The organism is Methylobacterium sp. J-068, assembly GCF_022829445.1.
In the GTDB taxonomy this organism is placed as follows: Bacteria; Pseudomonadota; Alphaproteobacteria; order Rhizobiales; family Beijerinckiaceae; genus Methylobacterium.
Genome location: NZ_JAKSXY010000065.1, coordinates 20,193 through 38,294 on the forward strand (window position 1 = coordinate 20,193; position 18,102 = coordinate 38,294).

At 70.3% G+C, this 18,102-nt stretch carries 15 protein-coding genes; 9 read left to right on the forward strand and 6 right to left on the reverse strand.

Annotation, left to right across the window (positions count from 1 at the left end; translation table 11 throughout):
- The first annotated feature begins 165 nt into the window (after positions 1 to 165).
- The 3 genes from MKK54_RS09200 (at position 166) to MKK54_RS09210 (ending at position 3,914) form a co-directional block, all read left to right on the forward strand.
- Entirely contained in the window at positions 166 to 1,953 is a 1,788-nt protein-coding gene (locus MKK54_RS09200) for an acyl-CoA dehydrogenase C-terminal domain-containing protein (RefSeq protein WP_244010497.1), read from the forward strand.
- 162 nt (positions 1,954 to 2,115) lie between these two features.
- Entirely contained in the window at positions 2,116 to 3,324 is a 1,209-nt protein-coding gene (locus MKK54_RS09205; protein ID WP_244010498.1) for an acetyl-CoA C-acetyltransferase, read from the forward strand.
- A 101-nt stretch (positions 3,325 to 3,425) separates the two neighbouring features.
- A complete protein-coding gene (locus MKK54_RS09210) occupies positions 3,426 to 3,914 on the forward strand; it encodes a hypothetical protein (RefSeq protein WP_244010499.1) in 489 nt (162 codons plus the stop codon).
- A gap of 30 nt (positions 3,915 to 3,944) precedes the next feature.
- On the opposite strand, the gene MKK54_RS09215 is transcribed toward MKK54_RS09210, so the two are convergent.
- Positions 3,945 to 4,805 carry an EAL domain-containing protein gene (locus MKK54_RS09215; protein WP_244010500.1) on the reverse strand — a complete coding sequence of 287 codons (861 nt, stop codon included), beginning with the start codon at positions 4,803 to 4,805 and terminating at the stop codon, positions 3,945 to 3,947.
- 117 nt (positions 4,806 to 4,922) lie between these two features.
- Between MKK54_RS09215 and MKK54_RS09220 the strand changes: the two genes are divergently transcribed.
- Positions 4,923 to 7,127, forward strand: coding sequence for a 3-hydroxyacyl-CoA dehydrogenase NAD-binding domain-containing protein (locus MKK54_RS09220; protein ID WP_244010501.1), 2,205 nt, complete (start codon positions 4,923 to 4,925; stop codon positions 7,125 to 7,127).
- Between the two features lie 276 nt (positions 7,128 to 7,403).
- On the opposite strand, the gene MKK54_RS09225 is transcribed toward MKK54_RS09220, so the two are convergent.
- A complete protein-coding gene (locus MKK54_RS09225; RefSeq protein ID WP_244010502.1) occupies positions 7,404 to 8,309 on the reverse strand; it encodes a 3'-5' exonuclease in 906 nt (301 codons plus the stop codon).
- A 70-nt stretch (positions 8,310 to 8,379) separates the two neighbouring features.
- The gene (gene ligA / locus MKK54_RS09230; protein WP_244010503.1) at positions 8,380 to 10,833 is read right to left on the reverse strand and encodes an NAD-dependent DNA ligase LigA; all 2,454 of its coding nucleotides are present in this window, start codon (positions 10,831 to 10,833) and stop codon (positions 8,380 to 8,382) included.
- A gap of 224 nt (positions 10,834 to 11,057) precedes the next feature.
- On the opposite strand from ligA, the gene MKK54_RS09235 reads away from it, so the two are divergent.
- The 4 genes from MKK54_RS09235 to MKK54_RS09250 all read left to right on the forward strand — a co-directional run bounded on the left by MKK54_RS09235 (position 11,058) and on the right by MKK54_RS09250 (position 14,152).
- Entirely contained in the window at positions 11,058 to 11,990 is a 933-nt protein-coding gene (locus MKK54_RS09235; protein ID WP_244010504.1) for a sulfite oxidase heme-binding subunit YedZ, read from the forward strand.
- Positions 11,991 to 12,107: 117 nt separating this feature from the next.
- Positions 12,108 to 12,440 (forward strand): hypothetical protein, encoded by a 333-nt coding sequence (locus MKK54_RS09240; protein ID WP_244010505.1) that lies wholly within the window; start codon positions 12,108 to 12,110, stop codon positions 12,438 to 12,440.
- Positions 12,441 to 12,502: 62 nt separating this feature from the next.
- The gene (locus MKK54_RS09245) at positions 12,503 to 13,057 is read left to right on the forward strand and encodes a Uma2 family endonuclease (RefSeq protein WP_244010506.1); all 555 of its coding nucleotides are present in this window, start codon (positions 12,503 to 12,505) and stop codon (positions 13,055 to 13,057) included.
- A gap of 81 nt (positions 13,058 to 13,138) precedes the next feature.
- Positions 13,139 to 14,152 carry an adenosine kinase gene (locus MKK54_RS09250; protein ID WP_244010507.1) on the forward strand — a complete coding sequence of 338 codons (1,014 nt, stop codon included), beginning with the start codon at positions 13,139 to 13,141 and terminating at the stop codon, positions 14,150 to 14,152.
- A gap of 37 nt (positions 14,153 to 14,189) precedes the next feature.
- On the opposite strand, the gene MKK54_RS09255 is transcribed toward MKK54_RS09250, so the two are convergent.
- The 3 genes from MKK54_RS09255 to ubiG all read right to left on the reverse strand — a co-directional run bounded on the left by MKK54_RS09255 (position 14,190) and on the right by ubiG (position 16,612).
- A complete protein-coding gene (locus MKK54_RS09255; RefSeq protein ID WP_244010508.1) occupies positions 14,190 to 15,167 on the reverse strand; it encodes an NADPH:quinone oxidoreductase family protein in 978 nt (325 codons plus the stop codon).
- A 70-nt stretch (positions 15,168 to 15,237) separates the two neighbouring features.
- A complete protein-coding gene (locus MKK54_RS09260; RefSeq protein WP_244010509.1) occupies positions 15,238 to 15,798 on the reverse strand; it encodes a YbhB/YbcL family Raf kinase inhibitor-like protein in 561 nt (186 codons plus the stop codon).
- A gap of 49 nt (positions 15,799 to 15,847) precedes the next feature.
- Positions 15,848 to 16,612 (reverse strand): bifunctional 2-polyprenyl-6-hydroxyphenol methylase/3-demethylubiquinol 3-O-methyltransferase UbiG, encoded by a 765-nt coding sequence (gene ubiG / locus MKK54_RS09265; RefSeq protein WP_244010510.1) that lies wholly within the window; start codon positions 16,610 to 16,612, stop codon positions 15,848 to 15,850.
- A gap of 222 nt (positions 16,613 to 16,834) precedes the next feature.
- Here ubiG and MKK54_RS09270 point away from each other — a divergent pair, with 222 nt between their 5' ends.
- Positions 16,835 to 18,070, forward strand: coding sequence for an aspartate kinase (locus MKK54_RS09270; protein WP_244010511.1), 1,236 nt, complete (start codon positions 16,835 to 16,837; stop codon positions 18,068 to 18,070).
- Positions 18,071 to 18,102: the final 32 nt, after the last annotated feature.

Here is an 18,102-nt window from a genome sequence, read left to right on the forward strand (position 1 = left end):
CACCCGGTTAAGGCGCGGCCGATTGCGGAACCACCGGTGAAGCGCGCCGCAGCCCGATCGCCCCCTTTTCGATCAGGGCGAAATGGTTTAGATATGAACCATCAGATGCGCCGACGGCCGGGAGGCCGGTCAGGACCGCGTCGATTTCCGGGGAGATGCTGCGCGATGCCAAGCTACAAGGCACCGGTCGAGGACGTCCTGTTCCTCCTGAACGACGTGTTCGCGTTCCACCGCTACGACAACCTGCGCGGCTTCTCGGACGCGTCCGCCGACGTGATCGAGGCGGTGCTGAACGAGGGCGCCAAGCTCGCCGAGACGGTGCTCGCGCCCCTGAACCCGGTCGGCGACCGGGAGGGCTGCACCCGGCATCCCGATGGCAGCGTGACGACGCCGAAGGGCTTCAAGGCGGCTTACGACACCTATGCGGGCGGCGGCTGGATGGGCCTCTCGATGCCCGAGGCCTATGGCGGCCAGGGCCTCCCGCACACGCTCAACACCGCGATCCAGGAATTCGCGTCCGGCGCCAACCTCGCCCTCGGGATGTATCCGGGCCTGACCCAGGGGGCGATGGCCGCCCTCCTCGTCCACGGCTCCGAGGAGCAGAAGGCGCTCTACCTGCCGAAGATGGTCGAGGGCGCCTGGACCGGCACCATGAACCTGACCGAGCCGCATTGCGGCACGGATCTCGGCCTCCTGAAGACCAGGGCCGTGCCGAACGGCGACGGCTCCTACAGCCTCACGGGCACCAAGATCTTCATCTCGGCGGGCGAGCACGACCTCTCCGAGAACATCGTCCACCTCGTCATCGCCCGCATCGAGGGCGCGCCGGCCGGCACCAAGGGCATCTCGCTCTTCGTGGTGCCGAAATTCCTGGTGAACGCGGACGGCTCGCTGGGCCGGCGCAACCCGGTCTCCTGCGGCTCCCTCGAGCACAAGATGGGCATCCACGGCAACTCGACCTGCGTCATGAACTACGACGGCGCCACGGGCTGGCTCGTCGGCCAGGAGAATCGCGGGCTCAACGCGATGTTCGTGATGATGAACGAGGCGCGCCTCGCGGTCGGCGTCCAGGGCCTCGGACAGTCCGAGGTCGCCTACCAGAACGCCGTCGCCTACGCGAAGGACCGGCTCCAGGGCCGCGCGCTCACCGGCGCCAAGGCGCCCGAGAAGGCCGCCGATCCGATCATCGTCCATCCCGACGTGCGCCGCACGCTGATGGGCATCCGCGCGTTCAACGAGGCCGCGCGCGCGCTCGTGCTCTGGACCGCCCTCCAGGCCGATATCGGGCACCGCTCCGACGATGCGGCCGAGCGGCAGAACGCCGAGGACCACATGGGCCTGATGACGCCCGTGGTGAAGGGCGTGCTCACCGACCGGGGCTTCGCGAACGCCGTCGAGGCGCAGCAGATGTTCGGCGGCCACGGCTACATCGAGGAATGGGGCATGTCGCAGTTCGTGCGCGATGCCCGCATCGCGATGATCTACGAGGGCGCCAACGGCATCCAGGCGATGGACCTCATCGGCCGCAAGCTGCCCAAGGACGGCGGCCGCGCCATGATGAGCTTCCTCGGCGAGGTCCAGACCTTCATCAAGGACCACGGCGAGGACGAGGCCATGAAGGCTTATGTCGCGCCGCTCCAGACCGGGCTGAACGACCTGCAGGGCGCCACCATGTGGTTCATGCAGAACGCCTTCACGAAGCCCGACAACGCGGGGGCCGGCGCCACCGACTACATGCACCTCCTCGGCCTCGTCGCCATGGGCTACATGTGGGCCCGCATCGCCAAGGCCGCCCTGGCGCGGCAGGCGGAGACCCCGTCCGAGGCGATGGCGACCAAGCTGGTGGTGGGGCGCTTCTACATGGAGCGGATGCTGCCCGAGACCGCGATGCGCCTCGTGCGGATCAAGGCCGGATCGGAAACGACCATGGCGCTGGCCGCCGAGGCTTTCTAAGAAGGCTCCGTGCCCTCTCCCCTTCGCGGGAGAGGGTGGCCCGGCCGCGAGGCCGGGTCGGGAGAGGGGAGCGCCGCGTCCGGCCATGGCGCTCCCCTCTCCCGGCTCACTGACGTTCGCCACCCTCCCCCGCGAAGGAGGGAGGGAAGCAAGGAAGCGCGCATGCCCGAGGCCTTCATCTACGACCATGTCCGCACCCCCCGGGGACGCGGCAAGCCCGATGGATCGCTGCACGAGGTGACGGCCCTGCGCCTCGCCGAGGTCGCGCTCCGCGCCCTCAAGGAGCGCAACGACCTCGACACGCGGCGCGTCGACGACGTCGTGCTCGGCTGCGTCGATCCCGTGGGCGAGGCCGGCGGCGACATCGCCCGGGCCGCCGCCCTGGTGGCCGATTACGGCACCCACGTGCCGGGCGTGCAGATCAACCGCTTCTGCGCCTCGGGGCTCGACGCGGTGAACTTCGCCGCCGCACAGGTCATGGCCGGGCAGCACGACATGACGGTGGGCGGCGGCGTCGAGTCGATGAGCCGCGTCGGCCTCGGCGCCTCGGGCGGCGCCTGGCCGGTGGACCCCGCCATCGCGATCAAGTCCTGGTTCATGCCGCAGGGCGTCTCGGCCGACCTCATCGCCTCGAAATACGGCTTCTCCCGCGACGATTGCGACGCCTACGCGGTCGAGTCGCAGAAGCGCTCCGCCGCATCCTGGTCCGAGGGCCGCTTCGCGAACGCGGTGGTTCCGGTGCGCGACATCAACGGCATCACCCTGCTCGCCAGCGACGAGCACATGCGCCCCTCCACCGACATGCAGTCGCTCGGCCAGCTCAAGGCCTCCTTCGTGCAGATGGGCCAGATGGGCGGCTTCGACGCGGTGGCGATCGATGCGCATCCAGACGTCGAGACGCTCAACCACGTGCACCACGCCGGCAACTCGTCGGGCATCGTCGACGGGGCCGCGGCCGTGCTGATCGGCTCGGCCGAGGCCGGCAGCGCGGCGGGCTTGAGGCCCCGCGCTCGCATCCGCGCCTTCGCCAATATCGGCTCCGACCCGGCCCTGATGCTGACCGGGCCCGTCGACGTGACGAAGAAGGTTCTGGCGCGGGCCGGCATGAGCCTGTCCGACATCGACCTGTTCGAGGTCAACGAGGCCTTCGCGGCGGTGGTGCTGCGCTTCCAGCAGGCCTTCGACGTCGATCCGGCCCGGATCAACGTCTGCGGCGGCGCCATCGCCATGGGCCACCCGCTCGGCGCGACCGGGGCGATGATCCTCGGCACGGTGCTCGACGAACTGGAGCGCACCGGCAAGGAGCGCGCGCTGGTGACCCTGTGCATCGGCGCCGGCATGGGCACCGCGACCATCATCGAGCGGGTTTGAAGCCCGCTCGCCTCCCCATTGCCGGCCCAATGGGTTAGAGGGCGGCGCCCGCCGCCGCCCGGCGGCGGGTTCAAAACCAAGAACATTGAGGACACGCCACGATGACGCGCCTGCTCGCCACCCTCTGCCTGACCACGGCCCTGTGCCTGCCGATCGCCGCCCGCGCCGACGACATGGCCGACCGGATCGCGACGGCCAGGGACCTCGTCCAGAAGACCACGCTCAAGAACCTGGAAGTCGGCTTCAACGGCGCCCTGGAGAAGACCGTCGCCCCGATGAAGGACGACAAGGCCGATGCGGTCCGCAAGGAAATCCGCGCCGAGTTCGACAAGCAGCGCGAGATCATGCTCGAGGGCCTGTCGAAGGCCTATGCGGAGAAGTTCTCCCTCGACGAGCTGAAGCACCTCAGCGAGATCTACGGCGACAAGACCTACCAGAAGTTCCAGACGGTCAACGCGGATCCGGCCTCCACCGTGACCACGATCTCGCAGGCCTCGGTGACGAAGCTCCTCAACATGCTGGCGATCGCCTCGGCCGGCGATGCCGCCGCCGGCGGGGGTGCCGCCCCCATGCCGATGCCGGCGCGCTGACGCGACGCGGCGGGCGACCCGATGGCCGGCTCAAGCCGATCGCGCGAGGGCGGAGCCGCTCACTGGCAGATCCGCCATGAGCAGATCCGCCATGAGCAGATCCGCCTTGGGCAAGCCGGCCACGGGAAATCCGCCCATGATGAAGCCCGCGACCGGGGGCAGCGCCTCCAGAAGGGGCTTGGCGAAGTGATAGCCCTGGAACAGGGTCGCGCCGAGGCCGCGCAGGGTCTCGAGCTCGGCCGCCGTCTCCACGCCCTCCGCGATCACCGCGATGTCCAGCGCGCGGGCCATCGCGAGGATGCCCGCGACGATGACGCGCCGGCGCGCATCGGCGTCGATGCCGCGCAGGAGGTCCATGTCGATCTTGATCAGGTCGGGGCGGAAATTCGCCAGCAGGCTCAGGCCGGCGAAGCCCGCGCCGAAATCGTCCAGCGCCGTGAGGAAGCCCTGCCGGCGGTACTCGGAGACGATGCGCGAGACGTGGGCGGTGTCGCGGAACTTCTCGTTCTCGGTGAACTCGAACATGATCCGGTCGTGGGCGAAGCCGGCCCGCCGCGCCGCCTCCAGGGACGAGCGGATGCAGGCCGCCGGCTCGTAGACGGCGTTCGGCATGAAGTTGATCGAGAGGCGCGTCGCGTCGTCGGCCGGAAACAGGCGGCCGGCGAGTTCGATCGCCTTCACCCGCGCCGCCTGATCGAAGCGATACACGGTCTCGGGCGTCACGCGCGCGAGGATCGAGGCGGCGGATTCACCGCCCGCGCCGCGCACCAGGGCCTCGTAGCCCCAGACGCGGCCGGCGGCGAGATCGAGGATCGGCTGAAACGCCATGGTGAATGTGAAGTCGAGTTCGGCGCCGTCGCGGCAGCCCTGGCAACCGATCCGTCCGGTCATGGTCTCGTCCCCTGCCCGCAAGATGCTTCCAGCAATCCGGATTGCATCCATAAGTTTTGACATTGGCTTAACCGCGTTCGCGGACCCCACCGTTCGACGCCAAACCGAGGATCAGCGATGAATCTCACGAACTTCCGTCTCGAGACCGATGCCGACGGGATCGCGCTGGCGACCTGGGACATGCCGGGCCGCTCCATGAACGTCTTCACCAACGCGGTGATGGACGAGCTGGGTCGGATCGTCGACGCCGTGGTCGCCGATGCGGCGATCAAGGGCTGCGTCATCGTCTCGGGCAAGGACAACTTCTCGGGTGGCGCCGACCTGACGATGCTCCAGGGCCTCGGCCGCGCGTTCGAGACGCTGAAGGCCGAGCGCGGCGAGGAGGAGGCCATGCGCCACTTCTTCGAGGAATCGCGCAAGCTGACCCTGGTGTTCCGCAAGCTGGAGACCTGCGGCAAGCCCTTCGCGGCGGCCGTGAACGGCATCTGCCTCGGCGGCGCCTTCGAACTCGCCCTGTCCTGCCATCACCGCGTGCTCTCGGACGATCCGAAGACCCGCGTCGGCCTGCCCGAGATCAAGGTCGGCCTGTTCCCGGGCGGCGGCGGAACCCAGCGCGTGGCGCGCCTGATGCAGACGGGCGACGCCCTGCAGATGCTGTTCAAGGGCGAGCAGATCCGCCCCCTGATGGCCAGGAACATGGGCCTCGTCCACGAGGTCGCGCCCAAGGACGAGATCGTCGCGAAGGCCAAGGCATGGATCGCGGCCGGCGGCTCGGCCGTGGCGCCCTGGGACCAGCCGAAGTTCAAGGCGCCGTCCGGCAAGGTCTATTCGCCGGGGGGCATGATGATCTGGCCGCCCGCCAACGCGATCTACCGCCGCGAGACGCACGACAACTACCCCGCTGCCAAGGCGATCCTGGCCTCGGTCTACGAGGGCCTGCAACTGCCGATGGATCAGGCGTTGCGCGTCGAGAGCCGCTACTTCGCCCACATCCTGCGCACGAAGGAGGCGGCGGCGATGATCCGCACGCTGTTCCTCTCCATGGGCGAATTGAACAAGGGTGCGCGTCGCCCGAAGGACGTGCCCGCCACCGCCGTGAAGACGATCGGCGTCGTCGGCGCCGGCTTCATGGGCGCGGGCGTCGCCTATGTCAGCGCCAACGCGGGCATGGAGGTCGTGCTCGTCGACCAGTCGATCGAGGCGGCGGAGAAGGGCAAGGCCTACGCGCACAAGCTCGTCACCGACCAGATCAACAAGGGCCGTGCCAAGACCGCCGACCGCGACGCCCTGCTCGGCCGCATCACCGCCAGCGCCGACTACGCCGATCTCGGCGCCTGCGACCTCGTCATCGAGGCGGTGTTCGAGGACCCGCGGGTGAAGGCCGAGGTCATCGCAAAGGTCGAGGCCGTGATCCGGCCGGACGCGATCTTCGCCTCCAACACCTCCACCCTGCCGATCACCGGGCTGGCCAAGACCTCGTCCCGGCCGGAGCACTTCGTCGGCATCCACTTCTTCTCGCCCGTGGAGAAGATGATGCTCGTCGAGATCATCAAGGGCGACCAGACGAGCGACGCGGCGCTCGCCACCGCCCTCGACTACGTCCGGGCGATCAAGAAGACGCCGATCGTCGTCAACGACGCGCGCGGCTTCTTCGCCAATCGCTGCGTCGGGGCCTACCTGCTGGAAGGCCACACGATGCTCAACGAGGGCATCCCGGCGGCGATGATCGAGAATGCCGGCCGCCAGGCCGGCATGCCGGTCGGCCCGCTCTCGCTCACCGACGAGGTCGCGGTCGACCTCGCCCTGAAGATCGTCAAGGCCACGGAGGCGCAGCTCGGGGCCGACAGCATCGACCCCGCCCAGAAGGCGCTGCTCACCAGCCTCGTCGAGGGCGAGGGCCGGCTCGGGCGCAAGAACAGAAAGGGCTTCTACGATTATCCCGAGGGCGCGCCGAAGCGCCTGTGGCCCGGCCTCGCCGCGTTGCAGACCGCGAAGGTCGATCCGGATTCGGTGGATTTCGCGGAGTTGAAGCAGCGCCTCCTCGTGGTCCAGGCCCTGGAGGCCGCCCGCACGGTCGGCGAGGGCGTGGTCACCGACCCGCGCGAGGCGGATGTCGGCTCGATCCTCGGCTTCGGCTTCGCGCCCTTCACCGGGGGCGCCCTGTCCTACATCGACTTCATGGGCGCGCAGGCCTTCGTGTCGCTGGCCCAGGGGCTGGAGGCCAAGCACGGCCCGCGCTTCGCCGTTCCGCAGAACCTCCTCGACATGGCCGCCCGTGGCGGCACGTTCTACGGGGATGCGGCGGCCAGGAAGGCGGCCTGAAAGCCGCCTCGCGGTCGCCCTCGTCGGGAGGGCGGCCTCGGACCGCGCTCGAATGTCCCACCGCCTCGTTACGATCCCGCACGGTGGTTGCGATCCATTCGGTGGGTGGCGGGCGCGGGTTCCGTCTCCTGGAAGGAGTGGGACAGGGTGAGGTGCGTGACCTATCCGAAGATGGACCACACCTCTCCCCAACCCTCTCCTTCCAAGAGAGGGAGCGCATCGCGTCCAGCCAAGCCAAGGCGATTAACAAGCCAAGGGGATCAAACGGAGCCAATATCACCCCTCCTGCGTCGCGATCATCCGCCGGCGCAAGGCCTCGACATCCGCGTGGTTGCCCGAGAGCAGGTCGGTGATGTCGCCGTCGAGCAGGGCCTTCACGTGGCGGCAGCGGGTGCCGTAGCGGCCGGCCATGCAGGTGCAGCGCAGGTGCGGGCCGCCGGTGCGATCCTCCAGCGTCACGGCGTAGCGGTTGCCGCTGCTGCCGCGCACCGCGAAGTGCAGGCCGGGCGCCGAGGACGGACGGCCTCCCGCCGCCATGCGGGCACGCTCGGCGAGGGAACCCGGCCGGCTCCCCGGGCGCTGCGCCGAGTTCGAATCGATCAAGCCCGAACCGATCGAGTCCGGCCCGGCCGGCACCGTGGTGATGGGCAGGTGGATCGCCCGCGACAGGGCCGGGATGCTCGGCGCGCCGGTCTGGCGCGCGGCCGCGAGCGCGATCTCCGCGCAGGCATAGGCGTCCTCGCCGGCGTCGTGGTGCTCGAAGCGGATGCCGAGGCGGGCCGCCACCTTGCCGAGGCCGCACCCCTCCTCCGCCGGAAAGACGCGCCGGGCGATCTGGAGCGTGCAGAGATACGCGAAGGCCGGCGGGTGCATCCCGTAGGCCGCGAGCGACGCCCGCAGTACGCCCATGTCGAAGCCGGCATTGTGGGCGAGGATCAGGCCGGAGGCGAGATCCGGCAGGAACTCGGCCATCACGTCCGGAAATTCCGGCCGGGTCCGGACATCGGCCGGCACGATGCCGTGGACCCGGATGTTGCCCGGCGCGAAGCGCAGCTCGGGCGGCCGGATCAGCCGGGATTCCCGCCGGACCACGGCCCCGTCGGCGATCCAGGCGAGGCCCACGGCGCAGGCCGAGTCCCGCCGCTCGTTGGCGGTCTCGAAATCGATGGCGATGACGGTCATGCGCGACGTGAACGGCCCTGGTCCGGCCGGGTGCGGCCGGGCGCAAATCTAGGCGCCCGAGATTCTCGGCTCAAGCGCTGGCGACGAGGGCGAGCCAGGCCTCCTCGCTGACCACCTCCACGCCGTGCTTCTCGGCATCCTTCAGCTTGGAGCCGGCGCCGGGCCCCGCCACCACGAGGTCGGTCTTGGCCGAGACCGAGCCCGAGACCTTGGCCCCCAGGCGCTCGGCCGTGGCCTTGGCCTCGGAGCGGGTCATGCGCTCCAGCGAGCCGGTGAACACGATCGTCTTGCCCGCGAAGGCGGTCGCGGTGGCGGGCGCGGCCATCGCCTCGGTCCCCACCTCGGCGAGGAGCGCGCGGACCGCCGCGTGGTTGTGCGGCTCGGAGAAGAACGCGATCAGCGAATCCGTCGCCACCGGACCGATCTCGCCGTCATCGGCGAAGTGACGGTAGGCGTCGCCCGGCCGCTCCTCGGCCGCCCGCACGATGCCGGCCGCGATGGCGTCCGCGTCTCCGTAATGCGCGAGCAGGCTGGCACGCTGGGGGGCGGAGAGGCGAACGCGGCCCTGCGGCTGCGCCTCGCCCTCCTCGTTCTCGTCGGCCTCCGCGAGGTCACGCGGAAAACCGAATTCGAGAAGCCGGTCGCGGGTGGTCGGGCCGATGCGCGGCAGAGCCGAGAATGCGATCCAGTCCGGCCCCGCCTGAGCGCGGCCTGCCGCCGCGACGCCGTCCATCAGGGCCGGCATGTCGGAAAAGCGCTTGGCCAGGGCCTTGGCGGTGGATTCGCCGATGTCGGGAATGCCGAGGGCGAAGAGGAAGCGGTTCAGCGGCAGGCTCCGGCGGTCCTCCACCGAGGCGAGCAGGTTCTTGATCGCCTTGTCCTCGTCGTCACCCTTCTTCTTGGCCGCCTTCTTCGGCGCGGGCGCGCCGTCCGCCCGGCGCTCGGCCGACAGCGCCTCGCGGCGTGCCACGATGGCGGCCTTCAGGGGCTCGAAGTCGAGGCGGAACAGGTCGGCGGGCTGGCGCACCAGACCGGCCTCGAAGAGCACCTCGATATAGGTCTGGCCGAAGCCCTCGAGGTCGAAGCCGTTGCGCGAGACGAAGTGCTTCAGGCGCTCGACGCCCTGGGCCGGGCAGATCAGGCCGCCGGTGCAGCGGCGCACCGCATCGGGCTTGCCGGTGCGCGGGTTGATCTCGCGCAAAGCCCGGCTGCCGCAGGCGGGGCAATGGTCCGGGAAGGCGTAGGGCTCGGCCTCGGCCGGGCGCTTCTCCAGCACCACATCCATCACCTTCGGGATCACGTCGCCGGCCCGCTGCACCACCACGGTGTCGCCGACCCGGATGTCGCGCCCGTCGCGGATGGGTTCGCCGTCGCCGCCGACGCCCTGGACGTAGCCCTCGTTGTGCAGCGTCGCGTTCGAGACGACGACGCCTCCCACCGTCACGGGCCGGAGCCGGGCCAGCGGGTTCAGCGAGCCGGTGCGCCCGACATTGATCTCGATGCCCTCGACCACGGTCAGCGCCTTCTGCGCCGCGAACTTGTGGGCCAGCGCCCAGCGCGGCGAGCGCGAGACGAAGCCGAGGCGGCGCTGCAGGCTCAGGTCGTCGACCTTGTAGACGACGCCGTCGATGTCGTAGCCGAGCTCGGCTCGCTCCGCCTCGATGCTCCGGTAATGGGCGATCATCGCCTCGGCGTCGGCGCAGAGCTTCGTGCGGTCGTTGACCGGCAGGCCCCAGGCGGCGAACCGCTTCAGCACGCCGTGCTGCGTGCCGTTGAGCGCCGGCACCACCTCGCCCCAGGCATAGGCGAAGAACTTGAGCGGGCGCGAGCGCGTGATCTCCGGGTCGAGCTGGCGCAGCGAGCCCGCCGCCGCGTTGCGCGGATTGGCGAAGACCGGCTTGCCCGCCGCTTCCTGGCGGGCGTTGATCGCGGCGAAATCCGCGTGCGAGAGGTAGACCTCGCCGCGCACCTCGCAGACCGCTGGCCAACACGTGCCCGCGAGCACCTGCGGGATGTCCGAGACCGTGCGGGCATTGACGGTCACGTCCTCGCCGACCTCGCCGTCGCCGCGCGTGGCGGCGGTGACGAGGCGCCCGTCCTCGTAGCGAAGGGCGAGCGAGAGCCCGTCGATCTTCGGTTCGGCCGTGAAGGCCAGGGGCTCCGATTCCGGCCGGTTCAGGAAGCGCCTGACGCGCGCGACGAAGTCCGCGACCTCCTCGTCTGCGAAGGCGTTGCCGAGCGAGAGCATCGGCACGGCGTGGCGCACCTTGGCGAACTTCTCGGAGGGCTTGGCGCCGACGGACGCGCTGGCGGCGCCCGTCCCGGCGAGGTCCGGGAACGCGCCCTCGATCGTCTCCAGGCGGCGGCGCAGGGCGTCGTACTCCGCATCCGTGATCTCGGGCGCATCCTCCTGGTGATAGAGCCGGTCGGCCTCCGCGATCCGCGACGAGAGGTCCGCGTGCTCGGCCCGCGCCGTCTCGGGGGTCATGTCGGCGAGGCTGGCATCGGATCGGGCTGGGGGCATGGATTGCTTCGTGATGGGGCCGGGCGCGAGGCGGGCTTATAGCAATCCATGCGCGCCGCCGCACCGGCCGAGGTCGGGTCCGGCACCTGCCTCTTCACAGGTGTGTAACCCGGTGATCCTACGGTGCGAAGACACCGAGAGACTCGGCTGCGACCGCGCGCCGCCCCACGGATCGCGCGCCGTCCCCACCGCTTAACCCATCACCTCACCGACCGCGGATCGTCATGCCTGCCCTGCCCGCCTTATCCGCGCCCTGGCGCGACCGCGCCGGACGCGTCTCCGGCCTGAAGCTCGCCACCTTCCTGTTCGCGCTCGCGCCGGGCTTCTGGCTCGCGGGGGCCTATGCCGCTGACGCGCTCGGCGCCAAGCCGATCACGGCGCTCCTGCACGGCACCGGCGAGTGGGCGGTGCGCTTCCTGCTGCTGTCGCTGGCGGTCACGCCCCTGCGCCGGATCGCGAATTTTCCGAAGCTGATCCTGGTGCGGCGCATGCTGGGGCTCACGGTGCTGGCCTACGCGCTGATCCACCTGATGCTCTACGTGGTCGACCAGAACTTCGTGCTGACGAAAGTCGTCACTGAGATCGCGACGCGGATCTACCTGACGATCGGCTTCGTGGCCCTGCTCGGCCTCGTCGTGCTCGGCGTCACCTCCACGGACGGGATGATCCGCCGCCTCGGCAAGGCGTGGCCGCGCCTGCACAAGCTCGTCTACACCATCGCGGTCCTGGGGCTGGTCCACTACTTTCTCCAGGCGAAGATCGACGTGTCCGACCCGGTGTTCTGGACCGGCGTGTTCCTGCTGCTGATGGGCCACCGTGCGATGCAGCGCTTCCGCTGGCCGACCAACCCGCTCACCCTGCTGGCCCTCGCGGTCGCGGCGGCCCTCGTCACGGCCCTGTTGGAGGCGGCCTGGTACGGCATCGCCAGCGGCGTGCCCGCGAGCCTCGTCCTGTCCGCCAACCTCGACATCCCGGACACCATCCGGCCGGCCTGGTGGGTTTTAGCGGTCGGCCTCTGCGTACCGGTGCTGAACGCGGTTCGGACCTGGATGGACAAGAGCAAGGCCGACAAGAGCAGGTCCGGCAAGGGCGCGCCCGTCAAGGCGGCGCCCGCGCAGAGACCCGTCCCGGCGCGGCAGGTAGTCGGCGCCCGCTGAGCGGCGCCGTACCGGCCGGCGGGAGCTCCGCCGGCCCTTGTCCCGACGAGGCCCTTGTCCCGCCGAGAAGGTACGCGCATGAAGCGATCCGCATCTTCGGCGAAGGAGAAACCCCGCATGCGGACATCGATGGCAAGGGGCGCGTTCGCGGCCTTCGGCTTGAGCGGCCTGCTGGCGGCGGGGCCCGCGATGGCCGCCTGCACGGTTCCCGAGCCGCCACCGGCCACGGCGCGGCCGACGAAGCCCCCGCTTCCGGCCAAGCCCGCTTGCCTCGATGCCAAGGGCGGCTGCCCGGGCTGGGAAGCCTACAGCTACAACGATGCGATCAAGGCCTACAACGCCGAGGCCGGCGCGTTCCGCCCCCTGGCGGAGGCCTACGTCAAGGCCCTGAACGCCTACGTGAAGGCGAGCAGCGACTACGCGCAATGCGAGGTCAAGGCCCTGCAATAGCGGCCACGCCTTCGGCAAGGCGCGCGGCCGTGCTAGGGTAAGGGCCATGAGCGATGGGGGTCATGAGCGTTCAGCCGAAATCCCGCATGAGCGTCGAGGAATTCCTGGCCTGGGCCGAGCACCGGCCGGAGCGGTTCGAGCTGTTCGACGGCGAGGTGTTCGCGATGGCGCCGCAGCGGGTGCGGCACGCGGAAACGAAGTTCGCGGTGCAGTTCGCCCTCCGGGCAGGCCTTCGCGATGCAGGACTGCCCTGCCACATGCTGCCCGATGGCGTCACGGTCCGCGTCGATGACGCGACCAGCTTCGAGCCCGATGCCCTGGTCTATTGCGGGCCACGCCTGGATGCCGACGCCACCGTCGCGCCGACGCCCGTCATCGTGGTCGAGGTGCTCTCCTCGAGCACCGGGCGGATCGACACGGGGCAGAAGCTCGCGGGCTACTTCCGCATCCCGAGCGTCATGCACTATCTCATCATCGATCCCGTCAAGCGCATGGTGATCCACCACAAGCGCGGCGCCGAGACGCTGATCGAGACCCGGATCACCGCCGCGGGTCCGATCGACCTGACGCCGCCCGGGTTCCGGCTGGACGTCGCGGCATGTTTCGCCGAGTCCTGAGCCGCCGCCTCGCTTGACCCCCGGCGGGGGCGATGCCACAGCCCGGCGCAGTTTTACGCAATCGCCAGACTGGACGGCCCGATGTCCGAATCCCTCGATCTCCTCGTCCTCGGCAATGCCATCGTGGACCTCATCGCCCGCACCGAGGAGGATTTCCTCGCCGCGCAGGGCGTGCCGAAGGGCGCGATGCAGCTGATCGACGAGGCGCGGGCCGAGTCCCTGTTCGCCGCCATGGGGCCGGCGACCATCGTCTCCGGCGGCTCCGGCGCCAACACGGCGGTGGGCGCGGCGATGCTCGGGGCGAAGACGGCCTTCATCGGCAAGGTCCGCGACGACGAGCTCGGCGGCCTGTTCGCGCACGACCTCAAGGCGACCGGCGTGCGCTTCCCCGTCGCGGCGGCGACGGACGGCGCGGCCACCGCCCGCTGCTTCATCCTGGTGACGCCGGACGGCGAGCGCACGATGAACACCTATCTGGGCGCCTGCCAGGGCCTGTCCCCGGCCGATGTCGATGCCGCCACGGTGGCGGCCGCCCGCGTAGTCTATCTCGAGGGCTACCTCTGGGATCCGCCGGCCGCCAAGGACGCGTTCCGCAAGGCCGTGACCATCGCGCACGAGGCCGGCAACGCGGTAGCCCTGACGCTCTCGGACGCCTTCTGCGTCGGGCGCTACCGCGAAGAGTTCCTGGGCCTGATCCGCGACGGCAGCATCGACATCCTGTTCGCCAACATGGCCGAGTTGCAGAGCCTCTACGAGACCGACGACGCCGAGGCGGCGGTCAAGGCCCTGCGCGACGAGAGCGGCGCGCGCGGCAAGGACCTGCTCGGCCTCGTGACGCGCTCGGCCGACGGCGCCCTGGTGATCCAGGGCGGTGCCGTACAGTCCGTCGCGGCCTCGCCCGTGCACGAACTCGTGGACACCACGGGCGCGGGCGACCTCTTCGCGGCGGGCTTCCTCGCCGGCCATGCGCGCGGCCTCGACCACGTCGCCAGCGCCCGCCTCGGCGCGCTCGCCGCGGCGGAAGTCATCCAGCACATCGGCGCCCGGCCGCAGCACGACCTCGTGGCGCTGGCCCGGGAGAACGGGCTCCTCTGAGCTCCGTTCCGCCCATGAGGCGGGCGGCCGGGCGGCGTCACGACAGGCGCAGCAGCACCTTGCCGACCGCCTCGCGCCGCTTGAGGATGCCGAGCGCCTCCGCGTAATCCGCCAGCGGGTAGACGCCGTGGACCTTGGCGGTGAGGCGCCCTTCGGCCACCCAGGCGAGCAGTTGCGCCTGGTTCGCCGCGTGCGCCTCCGGCTCGCGCTCGACGAAGACGCCCCAATGCACGCCCTGGATGTCGATGCCCTTGAGGAGCGCGAGGTTCAGGGGGATGCGCGGGATGTCGCCGGCCGCGAACCCGATGACGAGGTAGCGGCCTTTCCAGCCCAGCGACCGCAGGGCGGGCTCGGCATAATCGCCGCCGATGGGGTCGTAGATCACGTCGACCCCCTGCCCCTCCGTGAGCCGGCGCAGGCCCGCGCGCAGGTCGTCGGCGGCGTAGTCGATCGTCATCGTGGCGCCGTGCGCCCGCGCGACGTCGAGCTTTTCGGGGGAGGAGGCGCAGGCGATGACGCGCGCGCCCATGATCGCGCCGAGTTCCACCGCCGCGAGACCGACCCCGCCCGACGCGCCGAGCACCGCCAGGGTCTCGTCGGGCTGGAGCCGGGCGCGGTCTCGGAGGGCGTGGAGCGAGGTGCCGTAGGTGATGGTCAGGCCGGCGGCCTGCGCATCCGAGACGCCGTCCGGCACCGGCGTGAGATGGCGCGTCGCCACGGCGATCCGCTCGCGGCAGGTCCCGAATTTCTGGTGGACGATGACCCGATCGCCGACAGCGAAGCCCTCGGCCCCCGGCCCCAGAGCCTCGATCACGCCGCAGGCCTCGCCGCCGGGCGAGAACGGCAGGTCGGGCTTCACCTGATAGCGCCCGGCGATGATCAGGGTGTCGAAGAAGTTCAGCGCCGCGAGGGTGATGCGGACCACGGCCTCGCCCGGACCCGGCACCGGATCGGTCAGGTCCGCGATATCCAGATCCTCCGGCCCCCCGAGCCGGGTACACAGCAGCGCCTTCATGCCCAAATCTCCGTCCGATCGTCGAGCGGCGCTTGCACCGGAGCGCCGCCCGGCGCAAGCGCGCCGCCGATCAGACGCGGCCGTAATTTCCGGTCAGGCACCCTTTGGCCAGGACGTGGCCCTGCATCGCCTCCAGCAGGGCACCGCGCCCGAGGTGCTCCGCGAGCGTCAACGGCGTGTCGAGGGCGTAGGCCTGGAAGAGATAGGCGTGCGGCCCATGGCCGGTCGGCGGATCGGGCGGCAGCCAGCCCGCCTTCAGGAAGCTGTTCTGGCCGAGATCGAGACCGGATTGGGGCTGGCTCGCGGCCCCCTCGGCGAGCGGCGCGGCCGGATCGAGGTTCCAGGCGATGAGATGGACGAGGGGGTTCGGCGTCGGGCTGCCCGCGTCCTCCACGAGGACGACCACGCGCGCCGTGCCGGCCGGCAACCCGCTCCAGGCCAGGGGCGGCGCGGAGCCGATTCCATCGGCGGTGAAGCGCGCCGGGATCGCCGCGCCGTCCTCGAACGCGAGGCTCGTCAGGCCGATGCCCTCCGGAACGTCGGCGAAGTCGGAGTGGTATGCGGTCCTGTCGAGACCGGCCTTGAGGCCGGACAGGGCGGCGCCCACGGCGTGCGGGATCTTCTCGAGCAACGGACATCTCCACGAATGACCTCGGTCAACGATGGGATGGGTCGAATGTTCAGGCCGGTCGGCCCGCCGCGTCGCGCCGCGCGGCCGTGATCATGTAGTTCACGGCGGTGTCGCGGCTCGCCCGCCAGGAGCCGTCGAGCGGGTTGAACACCACTCCGGTCGTGTCCGTCACCGTGAGGCCACCGGCGGCGACGGCGCGGGTGAGTTCGTCCGGCCGCACGAACTTGTCCCAGTCATGCGTCCCCTTCGGCAGCCAGCCGAGGACGTACTCGGCGCCGACGATGGCCAGCGCGAAGGAGCGCAGGGTCCGGTTGATGGTGGCGGCGAACAGCAGGCCGCCCGGTTTCACCGCCCTGGCGGCCTCGGCCACGAAGGCCGGCATGTCGACCACGTGCTCCACCACCTCCATGGCGAGCACGATGTCGAAGCGCTCGCCGCCCGCCACCACGTCCTCGATGGTGCGGGCGCGGTAATCGACCGGCACGCCCTGCGCGTCGGCATGGGCCTGCGCGACCTTGACGTTCGTGGGCGCCGGATCGAGGCCGGTCACGGTCGCGCCGAGGCGCGCCAGGGGTTCGGCCAGCACGCCGCCGCCGCAGCCGATATCCACGAGGCTCAGGCCCTCCAGGGCGAAGGGCGCGTGCGGATCGCGTCCGAAGTGCCGGCAGGCGGTGTCGCGGATATAGGCGAGGCGGACCGGGTTGAAGCGGTGGAGCACCCGCATCGGCCCGGCCTCGTCCCACCACGTCGCCGCGATGGCCTCGAAGCGGGCGACCTCGTCGCGGTCAATGGAGGCGCCTGTGGGTCCGGTCATCGTCTTGCGCGGTTCTCGTGTGGGATGGAGGCGTGCGATTGTTGACACGCCAGGGCGGCCCTTGTAACCGCCGAAGCCCTGTCCGGTACAGCAGCCAAGCGACGCGGCGGGCATCACGGGTGGGGAAACCCTCCCGCGTGATACGCCGAGTCCCCGGTCAGGCGACGCGACGCGGACGCGACGAGCCCCGTCTGGTCGGATCATGCCCCGTCTGGTGAGAACATGCCCCGTCTGGTGATGAAGTTCGGCGGTACGTCCGTCGCCAATGTCGAGCGCATCCGCAACGTGGCGGCCCACGTGGCCCGCGAGGTCGCGGCCGGCTACGAGGTCGCGGTCGTGGTCTCGGCGATGTCGGGCAAGACCAACGAGCTGGTCGCCTGGGTCAAGGACGCGAATCCGATCTACGACGAGGCCGAGTACGACGCCGTGGTCGCCTCGGGCGAACTCGTCACCGCCGGCCTGCTCGCCATCGCCCTCCAGAAGAACGGCATCAAGGCCCGCTCCTGGCAGGGCTGGCAGATCCCGATCCTGACCTCCGACGCGCACGGCTCGGCCCGGATCGAGGGCATCGACGGCGCCCGCCTCGATGCCGGCTTCCAGCGCGGCGAGGTCGCGGTCATCGCCGGCTTCCAGGGCATGCACGAGGCCACCGGCCGGGTGACGACCCTGGGGCGCGGCGGCTCCGACACCAGCGCGGTCGCCATCGCGGCCGCGATCGGGGCCGAGCGCTGCGACATCTACACCGACGTCGACGGCGTCTACACCACCGATCCGCGCGTGGTCAGACAGGCCAAGCGCATGGAGCGCGTGACCTTCGAGGAGATGCTGGAGATGGCGTCGCTCGGCGCCAAGGTCCTGCAGGTCCGCTCCGTCGAACTCGCCATGGTCCATCGCGTGCCGACCACGGTGCGCTCCTCATTCGATCCGCCGGACAATGCCCGGCCCGGCACCCTCATCTGCGACGAGGACGACATCGTGGAACAGCAGATCATCACCGGGATCGCCTTCTCCAAGGACGAGGCGCAGATCACGCTTCGCGGCGTGAAGGACAGCCCCGGCATCGCCGCCGCCATCTTCGGACCGCTGGCGGACGCCAACATCAACGTCGACATGATCATCCAGACCGTGTCGGGCGATCAGTCGACCACCGACATGACCTTCACGGTCCCGTCGGCCGATTACGATCGCGCGCGAAAGGTCCTCGACGCGCAGAGCGGCGTCATCGAGTTCGCCCAGATCGAGGGCGCCACCGATGTCGTGAAGGTCTCGGCCATCGGCGTCGGCATGCGCAGCCATGCGGGCGTCGCCGCCAAGGCATTCCGGGCGCTGGCGCAGAAGGGAATCAACATCCGCGCCATCACCACCTCGGAGATCAAGTTCTCGGTCCTGATCGACGCGGCCTATACGGAGCTTGCCGTTCGCACGCTCCACTCGCTATACGGCCTCGACCAGGCCTGAAGACCCGGAGCGCGAGCGCGCGCCGACCGGAC